Source organism: Micromonospora sp. USAFONa4 (assembly GCF_057197825.1).
In genome coordinates, this window is record NZ_CM170072.1 from 7095103 (window position 1) to 7112056 (window position 16954).

General features: G+C 73.1%; 17 protein-coding genes. 6 read left to right on the plus strand and 11 right to left on the minus strand.

Features of this window, described 5'->3' with window-relative positions; translation table 11 throughout:
- Positions 1–51: 51 nt before the first annotated feature.
- The 5 genes from AC0OO9_RS30720 to AC0OO9_RS30740 all read left to right on the plus strand — a co-directional run bounded on the left by AC0OO9_RS30720 (position 52) and on the right by AC0OO9_RS30740 (position 4506).
- Complete coding sequence (locus AC0OO9_RS30720) at positions 52–1335, plus strand: tryptophan 2,3-dioxygenase family protein (protein ID WP_484514298.1); 1284 nt, start codon at positions 52–54, stop codon at positions 1333–1335.
- Positions 1332–2510, plus strand: coding sequence for an aminotransferase class V-fold PLP-dependent enzyme (locus AC0OO9_RS30725; protein ID WP_484514300.1), 1179 nt, complete (start codon positions 1332–1334; stop codon positions 2508–2510). The genes AC0OO9_RS30720 and AC0OO9_RS30725 overlap by 4 nt, the downstream gene beginning before the upstream one ends.
- Positions 2507–3538, plus strand: a complete 1032-nt coding sequence (locus AC0OO9_RS30730) for a methyltransferase (protein ID WP_484514302.1) — start codon at positions 2507–2509, stop codon at positions 3536–3538. Before AC0OO9_RS30725 ends, AC0OO9_RS30730 begins: the two co-directional genes overlap by 4 nt.
- A 113-nt stretch (positions 3539–3651) precedes the next feature.
- The gene (locus AC0OO9_RS30735; protein WP_484514304.1) at positions 3652–4023 is read left to right on the plus strand and encodes a hypothetical protein; all 372 of its coding nucleotides are present in this window, start codon (positions 3652–3654) and stop codon (positions 4021–4023) included.
- 66 nt (positions 4024–4089) lie between these two features.
- Entirely contained in the window at positions 4090–4506 is a 417-nt protein-coding gene (locus AC0OO9_RS30740) for a YchJ family protein (RefSeq protein WP_484514306.1), read from the plus strand.
- A 40-nt stretch (positions 4507–4546) separates the two neighbouring features.
- On the opposite strand, the gene AC0OO9_RS30745 is transcribed toward AC0OO9_RS30740, so the two are convergent.
- From AC0OO9_RS30745 to AC0OO9_RS30780, 8 genes are all read right to left on the minus strand, one after another.
- Positions 4547–5092, minus strand: coding sequence for a gluconokinase (locus AC0OO9_RS30745; RefSeq protein WP_484514308.1), 546 nt, complete (start codon positions 5090–5092; stop codon positions 4547–4549).
- Complete coding sequence (gene manD, locus AC0OO9_RS30750) at positions 5082–6347, minus strand: D-mannonate dehydratase ManD (RefSeq protein WP_484518095.1); 1266 nt, start codon at positions 6345–6347, stop codon at positions 5082–5084. Before manD ends, AC0OO9_RS30745 begins: the two co-directional genes overlap by 11 nt.
- The gene (locus tag AC0OO9_RS30755) at positions 6344–7297 is read right to left on the minus strand and encodes a sugar kinase (protein ID WP_484514310.1); all 954 of its coding nucleotides are present in this window, start codon (positions 7295–7297) and stop codon (positions 6344–6346) included. The genes manD and AC0OO9_RS30755 overlap by 4 nt, the downstream gene beginning before the upstream one ends.
- Complete coding sequence (locus AC0OO9_RS30760) at positions 7294–7932, minus strand: bifunctional 4-hydroxy-2-oxoglutarate aldolase/2-dehydro-3-deoxy-phosphogluconate aldolase (protein WP_484514312.1); 639 nt, start codon at positions 7930–7932, stop codon at positions 7294–7296. The genes AC0OO9_RS30755 and AC0OO9_RS30760 overlap by 4 nt, the downstream gene beginning before the upstream one ends.
- A 4-nt stretch (positions 7933–7936) precedes the next feature.
- Positions 7937–9085 carry a galactonate dehydratase gene (dgoD, locus tag AC0OO9_RS30765; RefSeq protein WP_132239572.1) on the minus strand — a complete coding sequence of 383 codons (1149 nt, stop codon included), beginning with the start codon at positions 9083–9085 and terminating at the stop codon, positions 7937–7939.
- Between the two features lie 7 nt (positions 9086–9092).
- Positions 9093–9908, minus strand: a complete 816-nt coding sequence (locus tag AC0OO9_RS30770) for a carbohydrate ABC transporter permease (RefSeq protein ID WP_421450020.1) — start codon at positions 9906–9908, stop codon at positions 9093–9095.
- The gene (locus AC0OO9_RS30775) at positions 9905–10855 is read right to left on the minus strand and encodes a carbohydrate ABC transporter permease (protein WP_311413516.1); all 951 of its coding nucleotides are present in this window, start codon (positions 10853–10855) and stop codon (positions 9905–9907) included. The genes AC0OO9_RS30770 and AC0OO9_RS30775 overlap by 4 nt, the downstream gene beginning before the upstream one ends.
- A 77-nt stretch (positions 10856–10932) precedes the next feature.
- Positions 10933–12228, minus strand: coding sequence for an ABC transporter substrate-binding protein (locus AC0OO9_RS30780; RefSeq protein WP_484514315.1), 1296 nt, complete (start codon positions 12226–12228; stop codon positions 10933–10935).
- A 140-nt stretch (positions 12229–12368) separates the two neighbouring features.
- Between AC0OO9_RS30780 and AC0OO9_RS30785 the strand changes: the two genes are divergently transcribed.
- Complete coding sequence (locus AC0OO9_RS30785) at positions 12369–13130, plus strand: FadR/GntR family transcriptional regulator (RefSeq protein ID WP_484514317.1); 762 nt, start codon at positions 12369–12371, stop codon at positions 13128–13130.
- Positions 13131–13287: 157 nt separating this feature from the next.
- On the opposite strand, the gene AC0OO9_RS30790 is transcribed toward AC0OO9_RS30785, so the two are convergent.
- The 3 genes from AC0OO9_RS30790 to AC0OO9_RS30800 form a co-directional block, all read right to left on the minus strand.
- On the minus strand, positions 13288–14667 hold the full coding sequence (locus AC0OO9_RS30790) for an MFS transporter (RefSeq protein WP_484514319.1): 1380 nt from the start codon (positions 14665–14667) through the stop codon (positions 13288–13290).
- 193 nt (positions 14668–14860) lie between these two features.
- Complete coding sequence (locus AC0OO9_RS30795; protein WP_484514321.1) at positions 14861–15880, minus strand: membrane protein; 1020 nt, start codon at positions 15878–15880, stop codon at positions 14861–14863.
- 73 nt (positions 15881–15953) lie between these two features.
- On the minus strand, positions 15954–16949 hold the full coding sequence (locus AC0OO9_RS30800) for a hypothetical protein (RefSeq protein ID WP_484514323.1): 996 nt from the start codon (positions 16947–16949) through the stop codon (positions 15954–15956).
- Positions 16950–16954 lie beyond the last annotated feature (5 nt).

Consider the following 16954-nt stretch of genomic DNA (forward strand, 5'->3'; position numbering starts at 1 on the left):
CAGAAATTGTCAATCCTCCCCACCTGTCTGCGTGGCGACCGAAATGTCGAGGTGCGGTTCGTGCGTGAACTGACGAGTTGGCTGTCCGGTGCCGGTGAGCCCGACAGTTTCCCATACTCCGCCGTCCTGGCGGAGTTTCACCGGGTCGGCAAACACTTCGTCGAGAAGGAACTGCTGGCCCTGCTCGACCAAGCCCGTGCGCAGTCGACGGTGCCGGCGGCCGCGCGGGATGCCCACGCCCGGTTGCTGGGTGACTTCCTCGACGCCGCGCTCGACAAGTGGGACGGCCGGTACGACTACCGCAGTTACCTGGCGCTGCGGCTGCTCCGGCTACCCTGCGGGGACGACGTCGACGACGGGCCGGCCGCCGACCCGGTCGGTGCCCGGCGGGACCGGGACCGGCTCTTCGTCCGCCTGGTCGCCGACGCGCTGGCCTTCGAGCTGACCGCCGCCTCCGGCACCACCGACCTGCTGCCCGAGCGGCGCCCGAGCCGGGACGTGGTGGCCAAGCGCTACCGGCTCGGCGTACGGGCCGCGTCCCCCGCTCTCGTCCGGATGGGCCTGGCCGGCACGGTCCCCCACCGGGAGGCGGTGGCGACCCCGGACGAGTTGCGCGCCCTCGCCGCCGACCCGGATTCCACCGGGGAGCTGGTGCTGCGGCTGAGCATGCTGCCGGTCCACGTGACACACGACGAGTACCTGTTCATCCGGGTGCTCCAGGCGTACGAGTGCCTCTTCGCGGGGATCGCCGACGAGCTGCGCGCCACCGTCGCCGCCCTGACCGCCGGCCATGCGGGGCCGGCGGTCGAGCGGCTGGCGTACGCCCGCGAGCAGCTCACCGCCGCCGGGCCGCTGTTCTCGCTGCTGGCCACCATGCAGGCGGAGGCGTTCCGGACGTTCCGGGAGTTCACCGAGGGGGCGAGCGCCATCCAGTCGCGCTCCTACAAGCTGGTGGAGTCGCTGTGCCGCACCCCGGAGGGGTCGCGGTTGGACTCGGCCGCCTACCACCAGGTGCCGGAGGTCCGCGACCGGGTGCACGCCGGGCGGCCGTCGGTCGACGACGCGTTCCGGGCCGCCGTACGCGACGGTCTGCTCGCCGCGCCCGGCGGTGAGCGGGTCGAGGAGGAGATGCGGTCGTTCGCCGCTGCGGTCGTCCAGTGGCGGCGCACGCACCACCGGCTGGCTACCCGGATGCTCGGCCCCCGCCCCGGCACCGGCTACACGGAGGGCACGCCCTACCTGGCCGCCGTCCGGTCCATCCCGGTCTTCACCTCCGTCGCCGACGACTCCCGGCCCCCGTCCCCGACCGAGCCGACCGGAGGCAGCCCCGAGTGAGCCCGCCCGAACCGCACCCCGACCCGCACGTGCCCGAGTGCCTCGACGCCACCGCGCACGCCGCCCTGCGCGCCGAGTTCCCCCTGCTCCAGAGCGCCGTCTATCTCAACAACAACTCCACCGGCGCGGTGCCCAGAGGCGCGGAACACGTCCTCACCGGCTACTGGGAGACGCTGCGGAGCTGGCGTGACGAGGTCTGGCAGGGCTGGCACGTCGGCCTCGACCGGTACGCCGACTCGGTCGCCGCCCTCATCGGCGCGCCGGCGGGCAGCGTCGTCACGGACGCGAACCTGAGCACGCTGCTCGCCCGGGTGGCGTCCTGTTTCGACTACCGACCGCCGCGCGACCGGGTCGTCACCACCGACCTGGAGTATCCGACGGTGCCGTTCATCTGGAACGCGTTCCGCCGCTACGGCGCCCGGCTGGACGTGGTCGGCTCGGGCGGCCCGCGGTTCGACGAGGACGCCCTCGAGGCACGGATCGACGAGCGCACCCTGCTGGTCTGCGTCCCGCACGCCAGCTTCTCCTCCGGCGCCACCATCGACCTGCCCCGGCTGGTGCGGCGCGCCCACGACGTCGGCGCCCTGGTGGTCGTCGACGCCTTCCAGACCGTCGGGGTGATGCCGCTGGACGTGACGGCGCTCGGCGTCGACGTCGTGCTCGGCGGCGCGCACAAGTGGCTCTGCGGGGTCGGCACCGCCTTCCTCTACGTCCGCCCGGGCCTGGTGCCGGAGCTGGAACCGGCGGCCACCGGCTGGCAGGCCGGCGACCGGGCGTTCACGTTCCAGCCGTCGACCGGCTGGGCCGACGGGGCCCGGCGCTTCGCGGGCGGAACGCCGTTCCCCCTGACCTCGCTGGTCTCCCAGGTCGGCCTGGACCTGCTGGCCGGGGTGGGCGTCGACGCGATCCGCCGGCACTCGCTCGCCTGCACCCAACGGGTCCTGGACCGGGCCGCGGCGGCCGGCATCGACGTGGTCAGCCCGACCGACCCGCACCGGCGCGGCGGCGTCGTCTGCCTGGACGTCGCCGACGGCGAGGCCGTCAAGCGGCGGCTCATCGCGCGCGACATGGTCTGCAGCTGGCGGGGCCACCTGCGGGTCGGCCCGCACGTCTACAACACCCTCGACGAGATCGACACGTTCATGGACGCCCTGGAAGAGGAGCTGAAACGGTGAAGGTCACGCTGTCCCCCCGGGCGCTGATGAGTCTGCTCGCCAACGGGCCCAAGGCCATGGACGTGCTGGAGACCGCGCTCGGCACGGGACTGCTCGACGCGCTGGAGCCCGGACCGGCGAGCCTCGGCGAGCTGGCCGCCCGGTTCGGCGTACGGCCCCTGCGGCTCTACAAGTTCCTCGACTGCCTGGAGAGCCTCGGCGTCGTCGAACGCAGCGAGCCGGGCGACGACATCACGACGGCCACGTACCGCGCGGTGCCCGGCCTCCGGGACGCCGTCACGGCGGTCGTCGGCCCCGGCGCCGTCGAACGCGACCGGGACCGCTACCCCTGGCGACGGCTGCACGGCCGGCTGGCCGAGAGCCTGCGGGGCGAGGTGAGCATGAGCGACGACGACTTCGCCTGGCCCCCGAAGACCGACGAGCAGACCGCCGACTTCGAGCGCAGCATGGCCGTCGGTCTCGCCCCGGTGATCGAGACGGTGCACCGCAACGCCGACCGGCTGTGGTCGGACCGGCGCCGGCTGCTGGACGTCGGCGGGGGCGACGGCACGCTCGCCGCGCACGTCCTCGACGACGCCCCGGGACTGCGGGCCGACGTGTACAACCTGCCGGCCGTGGCGCCGCTGGTGGCGGCCACCCGGGCGCGTACGGGGCACGCCGACCGGCTGGGTTTCGTCGGCGGCGACTTCTTCGCCGAGCCGCTGCCCACGGGCTACGACGCCATGGCGTTCGTCCGGGTGCTGCACGACTGGCCCAACGACGTCGCCCGCCGGCTGGTCGAGAAGGCGTACGCGGCCCTCGAACCGGGCGGGCTGCTGGTGATCTGCGAGGAGTTCCGCACCCCGGACCGGCTGGCGATGCAGTTCTTCTGGAGCTACTTCCTCATCGGTGTCGACAGCTGCGTCAGCCGGCTGCGGGAGGTCGAGTTCTACACCGGCCTGCTCAAGGAGGTCGGCTTCGACCGGGTGGCCGTGCTGCCCGGCGGCTGGGAGGTGGTCTGCGCGTACAAGCCGGTGGCCGGGGTGTGATCTGCCGAGCCGGCGTGGCGGGGCCGCTTCCCCGCCACGCCGGCTCGGCGGCGTTTGACCGCCGGGGCCGGGGGAAGACCGTGCGCCCAGGGCCGATTCCCGAGGGAGCGACGATGGCGGACGCAGGACGGGCCAGGAAGGCCACCGGGGCGCGCAAGGCCCCGATGAAGCGGGCCACGGCGGCGAAGAAGGTGGCGACGGCCACGAAACGGGCCACCGGGGCGACCGCGGCCAAGTCCCCGGGCGGCAAGCCCACGGCGACGACCGCCCGGGTGGCCCGGAAGAAGGACACCTCGGCCACCGCCGCCCCCGCCCGTGCCCGCAAGGCACCGGCCACCGCCGCCCCCGCGAAGAAGGCGCCCGCGAAGAAGGCGACCAAGGCCGCCGCGACCCGCGCCGGCGCGGCCACGAAGGCCCCGGCCCGCAAGGCGACGACCATGGAGTCCTTCGGCACCCGACGGGCGCCCCGCACGAGCGCCGGCTGAGCCGGCACCACGACGGGCGGCGGGTCCGGACGCCGGTCGCGCCGGGGCGTCGGCCAGAATGGGCCGGTGGCGAAGCGATCCCGCCGGCGGGCGGCCGATGACCGTGACCGGCCCTGCCCCTGCGGCGTCGGCCAGCCGTACGCCGGATGTTGCGGGCGGCTGCACCGGGGCGAGGCGGACGCGGCGACCGCCGAGGCGCTGATGCGCTCGCGGTACAGCGCCTTCGCCGTCGGCGACACCGCGTACCTGCTGCGCAGCTGGCACTCCTCGACCCGGCCGGGTGCCCTCGACCTCGACCCCGGCCAGCGCTGGACGGGCCTGGAGATCGTCGACACCGACCGGGGCGGGCTGTTCGACGCCACCGGCACCGTCGAGTTCCGGGCCCACCACCGCGCCGGCGGCCAGCCGGGCACGCAGAGCGAGCGCAGCCGGTTCGTCCGCGAGGACGGCCGCTGGGTCTACCTCGACGCGCTGCCCGACTGACGCCCGGTCGCGGCGCCTGGGCACCGCGACCGGGACGCGCTCAGCCGCTGGTGGTGACGCCGCTCGTCAGGCCGAGCCGGTCGACCGCCGCCGAGACGAGTTCGTCAGGCGTCAGCGACAGGTCGAGCACCAGCACCGACTCGTCCGGGTGGTGCTGTTCCAGGGTGGCCAGCTGCGACTCCAGCAGGCTCGGCGGCATGAAGTGCCCGGCACGCCGGGCCATCCGCTCCCGGATCACCTCGGCGGCGCCGTCCAGGTGGACGAACTCGACGCTCGGCGGCCCCTGCCGCAGCGTGTCGCGGTAGGACCGCCGCAGCGCCGAGCAGGCCAGCACCGTCGACACGCCCTCGGCGGCGCGGGCGGCCATCCAGCCGGCCAGCTCGCGCAGCCAGGGCAGGCGGGCGGCGTCGTCCAGCGGCACGCCGGCGCGCATCTGCGCCACGTGCGCCGGCGTGTGGAACTCGTCGGCCTCGGCGAAGACCAGTCCGGTACGGGCGGCGATGCCCCGGGCCACCGTCGTCTTGCCGGCGCCGGACACCCCCATCACGACCACGTGCCGCGTCGGGGACGCGCCCTCACCAGTCATGGACGGTGCCGTCCTGGAGCCGGTTGAACGGCAGGTACGCCGGCACGTACGGGAACTTCGCGGCGGCCTCCTCGTCCAGTTCGACGCCGAGGCCGGGCTGCTCGCCCGGGTGCAGGTAGCCGTCGACGAAGGTGAACGACTGCCGGAACACCTCGTTGGTGAGCGCCCCGTGCCGCATGTACTCCTGGATGCCGAAGTTGTGGATGGCCAGGTCCAGGTGCAGGGCGGCGGCCATGCCGACGGGCGAGATGTCGGTCGGGCCGTGGATGCCGGACTTGATCTGGTACTGGGCGGCGAAGTCGAGCAGCTTACGCATGGCCGTGATGCCGCCGGTGTGGGTGACGGCGGAGCGGACGTAGTCGATGAGCTGCTCGCGGATGAGCGTCTGGTAGTCCCAGACGGTGTTGAAGACCTCGCCGATCGCCAGCGGCGTGGTGGTGTGCTGGCGGACCAGCCGCAGCGCCTCCTGGTTCTCCGCCGGGGTGCAGTCCTCCAGCCAGAACAGGTCGTACGGCTCCAGGGCCTTGCCCAGCCTGGCGGCCTGGATGGGGGTCATCCGGTGGTGGCCGTCGTGCAGCAGCGGCAGCTCCGGGCCGAACTCGTTGCGGACCGCCTCGAACACGCCGGGCAGGTGGCGCAGGTAGGAGCGGGTGTCCCAGTCCTCCTCGGCCGGCAGCGGGATGCGCTGCGCCGGCTCGTAGTCGTAGCGCTTGCCGTCGGCGCTGGGCTGGCTGGCGACCCCGTAGACGGCGTTGATGCCCGGCACCGAGGTCTGCACCCGGATCGAGCGGTAGCCCTCGTCGAGGTGCCGGCGGATCGAGTCGAACAGCTCCGGCAGGTCCCGGCCGGAGGCGTGGCCGTAGGCCATGATCCCGGTGCGCGACGCCCCGCCCAGCAGCTGGTACAGCGGCATGCCGGCGGCCTTGGCCTTGATGTCCCACAGGGCCACGTCGACCGCCGCGATGGCGGCCATGGTGACCGGTCCGCGCCGCCAGTACGCCGAGCGGTAGAGGAACTGCCAGGCGTCCTCGATGCGGTGCGCGTCCCGGCCGATCAGCAGCGGGACGACGTGGTCGCGCAGGTACGAGGCGACCGAGAGTTCCCGTCCGTTGAGGGTGCCGTCGCCCAGGCCGGTGACGCCGTCCTCCGTGGTGATCTTCAGGGTGACGAAGTTGCGGTCGGGGCTGGAGACGATGACGTCAGCGGCGACGATCTTCACGGGGTGCCTTTCTTCTTCGGGGTGCTCGGTGGTCAGCGGAGGACGTCGCCGGCCTCGTGGCCGTCGAGGAGGGACAGTTCGGCGCGGCGCGGCAGCCCTTCCCAGTCGCCGGGGCTGGAGACCGCGAAGGCGCCGAGGGTGGCCGCGCGCCGCAGCCGACCGGCCAGGTCGAGCCCGTCGAACCAGCCGGAGAGGTAGCCGGCGGTGAACGCGTCGCCCGCGCCGACGGCGTCGACGGCGGTCACGGTCAGCGCCTCGGCCCGCCGGACCTCTTCGCGGGTGTGCGCGCGGGCGCCGTCGGAGCCCAGCTTGACCAGGACCGTGTCCACGCCGCGGCGCAGCAGGTCCGCCACGACGGTGGACTCGTCGGCCCCGGGGTCGCCGACGAGGTCCAGCTCGTCGGCGGAGGCGACGACGGTCGAGGCGTACCCGGCCAGCGGGGTCAGCACCTCGCGGGCCGTGTCGCGGGACCAGAGGCGGTCGCGGTGGTTGACGTCGAGGCAGACCGGGATGCCGGCGGCGACGGCGGCCTCGGCCGCCCACCGGGTGGCCGCGCGGGCGGTGTCGGACAGCGCCGGGGTGATGCCGCTCAGGTGCAGCATCCGCGCGCCGGCCGCCAGCGGCGCCCGCAGGTCGTCGACGTCGAGGGCGGAGCCGGCCGATCCGGCCCGGTGGTACTGCACCCGGGTCAGGTCGGCGGTGCGCCGCTCCAGGAACATCAGGCCGGTCGGCCGGTCCGGGTCGCGGGTCACGCCGTCGACGGCGACGCCCTCGGCGCGCAACTGGCGCAGCACGTACTCGCCGAACTCGTCGGCGCCCACCCGGCCGACCCAGGCGGCCCGGTGGCCCAGCCGGGCCACCGCGACGGCCACGTTGGACTCGGCGCCGGCCAGGTGCATGGTCAGCGGTCCCCCGGCGGCGAGCGGTCCGGCCGAGCGCAGCGACACCAGGGCCTCGCCGACGGTGAGCAGGTCGGGTGCGGTCATGACGGCGTCGACTCCCGCACGGCGGCGAGGTAGCTGCGCGCCCGCGCCCGCAGGGCGTCCAGGTCGCCGCCGGAGGCGGCGTCGCCGACCAGGGGGCCGCCGAGGCCGACCGCGATCGCGCCGGCCCGGAAGTAGGCGGGTACGTCGTCGCGGCCGACGCCGCCGACCGCGACGAACGGGATGTCCGGGAAGGGGTCGCGCACCGCCCTGAGGTACGCCGGGCCGCCGACCGACGCCGGGAAGAGCTTGACCACCGACGCCCCCATCCGCACCGCGGTGTAGGCCTCGGTCGGGGTGAGCGCCCCGGCGGCCACCGGGAGGCCGCGGCGCGCCGCCTCGGCGATCGACTCGACCACGGCCGGCGTCACCACGAACTGCGCGCCCGCGGCGGCCACGTCGGCGACGTCGGCGGTGGTGAGCACCGTGCCGGCCCCGACCAGCGACCCGGCGGGGGCCGCCGCGCGCAGCGCCTCGATCGCCCCGAGGGCGTCCGGCGTGGTCAGGGCCACCTCGACGACGCGTACGCCCTCCTGGAGCAGCGCGGTGCCGGCGGCGATCGCGGCGGCGGTGTCGGTGCCGCGGATGATCGCGAGGATGCGGGCCGCGGTCAGTTCGGCGGTCAGGTCGACGGTCATGTGATCACCATTCCGCGTAGGAGCCGTCGCGGTGCCGCCACGTGGGGCTGCGCCACGCGTGGCCGCGCTTGTCCGCCGCCCGTACGGCGTGCTCGTCGATCTCGATGCCGAGGCCGGGTGCCGTGAGCCGCTCCACGTACCCGTCGACGAACGTCAGCGGGGTCTTGTCGAGGCAGTAGTCGAGCACCTCGGCGCCGAGGTTGTAGTGGATGCCGATGCTCTGTTCCTGGATCAGGTAGTTCGGCGTGGCGAAGCCGACCTGGAGGCAGGCGGCGAGCGCGATCGGCCCGAGCGGGCAGTGCGGGGCGAGCTGCACGTCGTACACCTCGGCCAGCGCGGCGATCTTGCGCACCTCGGTGATGCCGCCAGCGTGCGAGAGGTCCGGCTGGGCGACCGCGATGCCGGCCTGGAGCACCGGCAGGAACTCCTGCCGGTTGTAGAGCCGCTCCCCCGTCGACACCGGCGTGGTGGTGGAACGGACGAACTCGCCGATGAGGTGCGAGTTCTCCGGCACCACCGGCTCCTCCAGGAAGAACGGCCGGTACGGCTCCAGCAGCGGGGCGACCCGGCGGGCGGTGGCGAGGGTGAACCGGCCGTGGAAGTCGACGGCCACGTCCCGCTCGTCGCCGAGCACCTCGCGGGCGGCGGCCACCCGCTGCACGACGCCGTCGATCTCGGCGACGGACGCCACGGTGCTCATCCGGCCGGAGGCGTTCATCTTCACCGCGGTCAGGCCGGTGGCGACGGCGGCGGCGATCTGGTCGCGTACCTCGCTCGGCTCGTCGCCGCCGACCCAGCCGTAGACCCGGATCCGGTCCCGGACCGGGCCGCCGAGCAGCTGGTGCACCGGCGCGCCGAAGTGCTTGCCGGCGATGTCCCACAGCGCCTGGTCGAGCCCGGCCACGGCGCTGGCCAGGATCGGCCCGCCCCGGTAGAACGAGCCCTTGGTCATGACCTGCCAGTGGTCCTCGATGCGCAGCGCGTCCCGGCCGACCAGCAGCTCGCTGAGCTGCTCGACGGCGGTGCGGACGGTCTCGGAGCGGCCCTCGCAGGTCGCCTCGCCCCAGCCGACGATCCCGGAGGACGTCTCGACCCGGACGAACAGCCAGCGCGGCGCGACGAGGAAGGTCTCCACCCGTTCGATCGTGGTCATGGTGTCCTCAGCCCTTCGTGGCGCCGGCGGTGAGGCCGGAGACGACGTACTTCTGCACGAACAGGGCGATCAGCATGATCGGCAGGGTGACCACCGTGGCCGCCGCCATCAGGCCGCCCCAGTCGATGCTGGCGTAGCCGACGAAGTCGAAGATCGCCACCGGGAGCGTCTTGGTGTCGGCCCCGGAGAGGACGAGGGCGAACATGAAGTTGTTCCAGGAGAAGATGAACGACAGGATGCCGGCGGTGGCGATGCCGGGCACCGACAGCGGCAGGGTGATCCGCCGGAACGCGCCGATGTGGGTCAGCCCGTCGACGAGCGCCGCCTCCTCGAGCTCGGCCGGCAGGCCGTCGAAGTAGCCCATCATGATGTAGACGATCAGCGGCAGCGACACGAACATGTGGCTGAGGATCAGCACGGTGAACCCGCCGACCATCTGCAGGTTCGAGAAGACGTAGTACCAGGGCACCAGCAGCGAGACGCCGGGGATGACCCGCGCCATGAGCACGACGAGCGCGGACTTCTTCATGTTGAAGCGACTCATCGAGTACGCGGCGGGCACGCCGAGCAGCAGCGACAGCACGGTGGCCGCGAGCGCCACCCAGAGGCTGTTGCCGATGAACTGGATGTAGTTCGCCTGCTGGAGCACGTTGGAGTAGTTGTCCAGCGTCGGGGAGAAGACGAACGCCTTGTCGGTGTCGTAGATGTCGACGTTCGTCTTCAACGACGCGGCGACCATCCACACCAGCGGCGCGATCAGCGACAGCACGACGAGGACGAGGGCCACCGTGCGGAAGATCTTGTACGGCCTGCGCAGCTTCATCGGTCCAGCCCCTTCTTGCGGTAGGTCAGGGCCCACATCACCCCGATGATGATCAGGAAGAAGATGATGAGGACGGTCGATGAGACGCCGTAGTCGTTGTAGTCGAAGCTGAGCCCGTAGGCGTACACGTTCAGGGTCTCCACCTCGTGGAACGACCCGCCGCCGCGCCCCTTGGTGGCGTAGAGGATGTCGAAGGTCTTCAGGGCGTCGATGCCGCGCAGCAGGATCGCGACGATCACGGTGGGCATCAGCAGCGGCAGGGTGACGTGCCGGAACCGCTGCCAGGTGCTGGCGCCGTCGATCAGCGCCGCCTCCTGCGGCTCGTCGGACAGCGACGTCAGGCCGGCGAGCAGGATCAGCACGACCATCGGAGTCCACTGCCAGATGTCGATGAACATCGTCGTCGGCAGGGCCGAGTTCTGCCCGGAGAGCCAGGGCTGGGGGTCGATCCCGACCCAGCCGAGCACCTGGTTGGCCATGCCGATGTTGGGGTCGAAGATCAGCCGCCACATCATGCCGACCGCGACCGGGGTCGCCACCAGCGGCAGCAGGATCGCGACCCGGACCCACTTCTCACCGCGGAACGGCCGCCACAGCAGCAGGGCGATCGCCATGCCGAGGACGACCTCGAAGAAGAGCACGACGCCGGTGAAGAGGGCGGTGCGCCACACGGCCGGCCAGAACCGGTCGGTGTCGCCGAGCACGTCGAGGTAGTTCTGGAAGCCGATGAACTCGCTCTCGGCACGGACCGAGCCCTCGGCGTCGGTCAGGCTGAGGTACCCGGTCCACGCCACCGGAAAGATGATCAGCACGGCGACGAACAACATGGCGGGTGCCGCGAAGAGCCACTTGCGGTGCGCGTTGGCCCAGCGCGACCAGGCCGAGGTCTCCGGGGACGCCGGACGCGCCTCGGGCGATCTTTTGACTGGTGTGGTGACGGCTGACATGAGGTCTCCGGGTGGGTCAGGGCAGCGGCCCGACGCCCGGTGGCGGAGCCGGTCGGCTCCGCCACCTGCGCTTCGGGCTACTTCGCCTCGTCGTCGAGGAACTTCTGGAACGCCTCGTTGGCCGCGTCCGCCGAGGCGGCCGCGTCCTTGCCGGTGATCGCGTCGACGATCGGCTGGCCGACGATCTCCCGAGCCTGGGCGACCTTCTCGACCAGCGGCCGGTCGTGGCCCACGCCGTTGGCGGTGCTGACAGTGGTGGCCTCGGCGAGGTCCTTCGGGTAGGTCGCCGCGCCCTCCGGGTTCTCCCAGACGGAGGTACGGGCGCTGGGCACGCCGGCCTTCTGCTGCGCCAGCGCCTGCTCCTTGCCGGCCGCCCACTGGATGAACTTCCAGGCGTTGTCCTGGTTCTTCGAGGCCTCGTTGACGCCGAGCGCCCAGGACGGGATGTTGTACGGCTTCGAGCCGGCCGGGCCGGCCGGGAAGGCCGCGAACCCGACGGTCTCGGAGACCTTCGACTTGGTCGGGTCGGTGGCGTTCTTGTAGAGCGAGTTGGCCTCGGTGTAGAAGGCCGCCTTGCCCTGGGTGAAGATCGCCATCGCCTCGGACCAGCTCATGTCGGTGCTGATGTTCTCCGGGCCGTGCTCACGCAGCAGCCCGCCGTAGTAGGCGTACGCCTGCTTGGCCTGCTCGGTGTTGATCGCGGCCTTGCCGCTGGCGTCGACGAAGTCGCCGCCGAAGCTGTAGAGGAAGCTGGAGAACTGGGTGACGGCGGCGGCCTTGCCGGTGCGGGACACGAAGCCCGCCACGCCCGGGTTGTCCGCCTCGACCTTCGCCGCCTGCGCCTTGAGCTCGTCGAGGGTCTTCGGCGGGGCGGTGAAGCCGGACTTCTCCAGCAGGTCCTTGCGGTAGTAGAGGACCTCCTGCTCGGTGATGATCGGCACGCCGACCACCTTGTCCTCGTACGTGGTGGCCTGCACCGGTCCGGACTGGAAGTCGGCGATCTCGAACGCGCTGTCCGACTTGCTCTTGTCCGTCAGGTCGGCGAGGTACTTGTTCTTTGCGAACAGCTTCCCCTCCTGCAGCGGCCGGTACATCATCACGTCCAGGTCGGTGGACCCGGCGTTGAGCTTGACGTTGTACTGGTCGGAGAGCTGGTCCTCACCGAGCTGGGTGACCTCCACCTTCAGGCCCGACTGCTTCTCGAACTCCGGCAGGGCCTTCTTGATGTTCTCCGTCCAGACGTGGTTCACCAGCGTCACGCGAACGGTGTTCGAGCCGCCGGCGTCGTCCCCGCCGCCACCGCAGGCGGACAGGCCGAGGGCGACGACCATCGCCAGGGAAGTCCCAATAACTGATCGACGTCTCACGTCCATCTCTCCTTATGCCGTGGCCGTGGCCGCCGCCCTGACCGGGTGGGCCGCCACCTCGCGGTTTACATCCGCTTAACAACCGGATGCTAGGCCGAAAAAACAGATTTATACAAGGGGTAGACCCAACTGATATGCTCCGTGACGTGAAATCGTCCTCCTCGGGGGCTGTGGCCGCCCAGCTCGCCCCTGTCGAGGCTGGCCTGCACGCACGCGTCCTCGATCGCCTCGGCACGGCCATCTGTGACGGCGAGCTGGCTCCCGGCTCGGTGCTCAACATCGACGACCTGGTCGACCGCTACGCCGTGTCCCGCTCGGTCGTCCGCGAGGTGCTGCGGGTGCTCGCCTCGATCGGGTTCATCGAGACCCGTCGTCGCGTCGGGGTCATGATCCGCCCGTCGGAGGACTGGAACGTCTTCGATCCGCAGGTGATCCGCTGGCGGCTCGCCTCGGCCGGCCGCATCGTCCAGCTTCGTTCGATCACCGAGCTGCGGACCGCCATCGAGCCGCACGCCGCCTGGCTGGCCGCCAACCGGGTCGGCCACGACGAGGCGAGCGACCTGGTCGGGCTCGCGGCGAAGATGTGGGCCGCCGGCAAGGCCGGCGACGAGGAGCGCTTCCTCCAGCTCGACATAGAATTCCACCGCCGGATCCTGGTCGCCTCCGGCAACGAGATGTTCGTCCGGTTGCAGGACCTGATCGCGGAGGTGCTCACCGGCCGGCACCAGCACCACCTGATGCCGCACCACCCGCACGAGCAGGCCCTCCAACTGCACGCCGAAGTGGCCCAGGCGATCCAGCGGCGCGACGGCGAGCGCGCCCGGCGGGCCATGGTGCAGCTCATGGAGCAGGCCTTCGACGAGATGAGCTCGATCTGGGAGCAGACCGGCGAGACCGCCGGCGGCTGAGCGCGACCCGCCGGGCTGACGGCGTACCGGCGAGGGGGGATCGCCGCCGGCGAGCCGGCGCGGGCGCGGGCCCCGGGACCTCGACGGCCACCGGTGGTCGTTCCGGCTGACGGGCGGCGGCCCGGCGACGGTCGCACGGACCGCCGCCGGGCCGTGGTCAGCCGGCGTGCCCGGCGGTCGTCCGCGCCGGCCGGCGGCGGGCCGAGCGACCCACGCGGGTCACCAGCAGCAGCGCCACGATCAGGTACGGCACCGCGGCCACCGCGAACGCGACCGGATTGCCGGCCCCGGTGGCGAGCAGGCCGTAACCGCCGTAGACCGCGATGATCGTCACGTCGGTGGCCATCCCGGCCAGCGAGGTGACGGTCGCGCGGCTGCCCCCGGTGATCCGGGCCTGCAACCGGGCGTCGGCGAGCACGGTGGCGAGCTGGAAGCCGCAGAACGCCGCCGCGACCAGCGCGAAGCCGGCCGGCCGGGCGGACAGCGCCCCCGCGACCAGGGCCAGGGCCGACAAGGCCAGCAGACCGGCGTACCCCCGGGCGGTCAGCCGCTCCCCCGCCGGGGCCAGCAGGCCGCCCACGGCCACCCCGAGCCAGGTGAGCAGGAGCAGCAGCGGCACCCTCGCCTCGCCGACGCCGGTGTCCCGGGCCAGCAGCGGGGTGTACTCGTCGAGGGCGCCCCAGACGGCCGCGACGACCGCGACCAGCAGCACCGCCGTGCGCACGGTCCGGTCGGCGCGGACCTCGGCGAGCCCCGCCCGCAGGCTCGCCCACCAGCCGAGGTCCTCGTCGTCGTCCGCCTCGCCGTCGTGCCCGGTCCGCTCCGGTCCCCCGTCGCGCCCGGGCCCGTCCGGTCCGCCGTCGCCCACGACGAGGGCGGGCGCGGCGTCGGCCCTGGCGGGCGCGGCGTCGGCCCGGACGGACTCGGCGTCGACAGCGGCGGTCTCGGGTCGGCGGTGTTCGGGGAAGCGGGTGGCGACGGCGGCGGCGAGCAGGCAGGCGAGCACGCTCGCCACACCGACGGCCGGGTAGCCGCCCACGGCGAACACGGGTCCGGCCAGCAGGATCGAGGCGAGCACGCCGATCGTCCCGGCCGTCTTCGCCCGGCCGATGACGCGGGCGTAGCGGCCGGCGGCGCCCAGGCGGTCGAGTTCGGTGAGGACCAGCGCCTCCAGCGCGCCCGAGGCGAGCGCCCCGCCGGCGCCCCAGAGCACGAACCCGACGGCGAAGGCCGGGTACGAGGGCACGAGCACCCAGAGGGCGAAGCCGGCGGCGGTGAGCACCGGCGCGAGGCTGAGCAGCAGCCGCCGGGATACCGCGTCGGCGAACGCGCCGGAGGGCACCTCCAGCAGGATGCTGGCGGCCGACCAGATCACGAACAGCGACGAGATCTGCCACACCGACAGGCCGGTGTCGCTGAACAGCAGCGCGTACAGCGGATAGAGCAGGACGAGTTCGCTGAGGAACGCGTACCCGTAGAGGGTGGCCGCCAGCCGGCGGACGCGCGCGTCGGACGCGCGCGGAGGGTGGACAGTCATGGGACCTTCCCGTGAGGACGAAGCGGACGCCGGACGTACGGCGACCGCGGCGGCCCACGGCAGTGGCCCCTAGCAGTGCATCAACATCGCCACGTCATGCCGCGATGGTAGCCGCGCCGGCCCGGGCCGGCACGCCCTTCGCCGGACAGGCGCCGGGGTGGGATCCGATGTGGATCCCACCCCGGCGGTGTGGTCAGCGGCGGCGTTGCTCGCCATCCAACGGCGGGATCACCATGGTGGCCTCGCTGTCCTCGCCGGCCGGAACGTTGGCGCCGCCCGAGGCGACCCGGGTGGCGTCCGGGTCGCCCTGCCGCGGCACGGGCACGGTCGGGTCGGTGTCGGCGCGTGGACCGGAGACCACCTGCGTGGCGTCCGGGTCCGCCCCGACGCGCGGGGCGGAGACCACCTGGGTGGCCTCCGGGTCGGTGTCGACGCGCGGGCCCGAGACGACCTGCGTGGCGTCCGGGTCGCCGCCGTGCGTGGCCGCCGCGGCGAGGTGGGCCTCGCTGTCGCGGCGGCCGGCCTGGTAGGCGCGCGCGTGCGTGGCGATCAGCCGCGACTCCTGCTCGGCCCGGCTCAGCCACGACTCCCAGCGGCTCTGCATGGGACGGACCAGCCCGCCGCCCACCCCGACGACGAGGATGCCGCCGACGGTGGCCAGCACCGCGATCAGCACCGGAGTGGTGACCGCGGTGGCCACGCCGATCTGGTTGAGCGCGGCGATGACGCCCAGGCCGAGGATGAACACGGAGGCGATGCTGGCCAGGAGCCGGCCGTACGACAGCCCGCCGAGGGCGCCGCTGATGATGTCCTTCACCGCGTTGGCGATGGCGGCGGCCACCACGACGATGACGATCGCGACGAAGGCCCGGGGCAGCCAGGCGATCACACCCGCGATCAGGTCGGAGATGGGGTTCGGCCCCCAGATGCCGAAGGCCAGCTGGAGGGTCACCAGCAGCACGCCGTAGTAGGCCAGCTTGGCGACGATGTCGCTGGCGTCGTACCGGGAGCGGGCCAGGGCCCGGCGGACCCCACCGCGTTCCACCGCACGGTCGAAGCCCACCCGCTCCAGCACCTTGTCCACGATCTTCAGCACGGCCTTGGCGATCAGCCAGCCGGCCACCAGGATCGCCACGAAGGCGAGGGCCTTGGGCAGGAACAGCATCACCGACCGGAGGGCGTCCCCCACCGCGTCGCCGAAGTTGTCTCTCATCGGAATTCCTCCACACGGCATCCGGGTTCGTCCGGCCCGACCTACCCCCGGCGGCGACCGGGGAAACGCCCGGTCAGCGGCGCCGGCAGCCGTAGGACACCGGGGTCTGGGCCTGCACCGGAGCCGGTGAGGTGATGTTGACCGTGGCCGTCTCGGTCGTGCTGCCCACGCCGCTGAAGGCCCAGCGCAGCGTCAACTCGACGGTGCGCTGGCCGTACCCGACCCGCTCGGTCAGCAGGCTGCCGGGCGCGCTGCCGGTGCGCAGCCACTGGTAGCGGATCACCCCCGCCCGGCCGTTCGTCGACACGGTGGCGACCACGTCGACGGTGACGTCGCACCGGTCGCCGGCCGGCTGCGGAACCGTCACCGTCACCCCGGTCACCTCGAGCGGGCTGATCCGCTGCCAGAGGTGGAGGCCGACGGCGGCGAGCAGCGCGACGGTCAGCAGGGTCGACAGCACCGAGGCCACCGTCCGCCACGGCGACCGCCGGCGCGGCGGCGCCGGCCACGCGGGTGCCGGTGGCGGGGTCGTCGGCACGCCCGGCCCGAACCGCACCTCCCCGCCGGGCACGGCCCCGGTGGGCCCGCCGAACGGCGTTCCCGGGCCGGTTCCGGTGGTACGCCCGGTGCCGGCCACGTGCCCGACCTCCGTGGCCGTCGCCCGGGCGGTCCACTCCCCCGGCGCGTGCCGCTCCGCCGGCCACGGCCCGGGCCCCCCGCCCAGGGCGCGCTGCGGCATCGTCGCCTCGCCGGGTTCCGGGCGCACGGTCGCCGCACCGTGGGCCAGGGACGCCGTGGGCTCCCCCGCCGTCAGGCGCACGGTCGCCTCACCAGAGGCCAGGGACGCCGTCGACTCCCCCGCCGCCAGGTGCACGGTCGCCTCACCTGAGGCAAGGCGCGCGGTCGGCTCTCCACTGGCCAGGTACACCGTCGCGTCGTGGGACGGCAGGTGCGCGGTCGGCTCCGTCCGTGGCTGCGGCTGGTGGACGTTCAGGCGGGCGGTCGCGGCGCCGTCGTCCGGCTGGCGGCGGGCGGGCAACGCCTCGGTCGGGTCGTTCGGCTGGGTCACGGCGG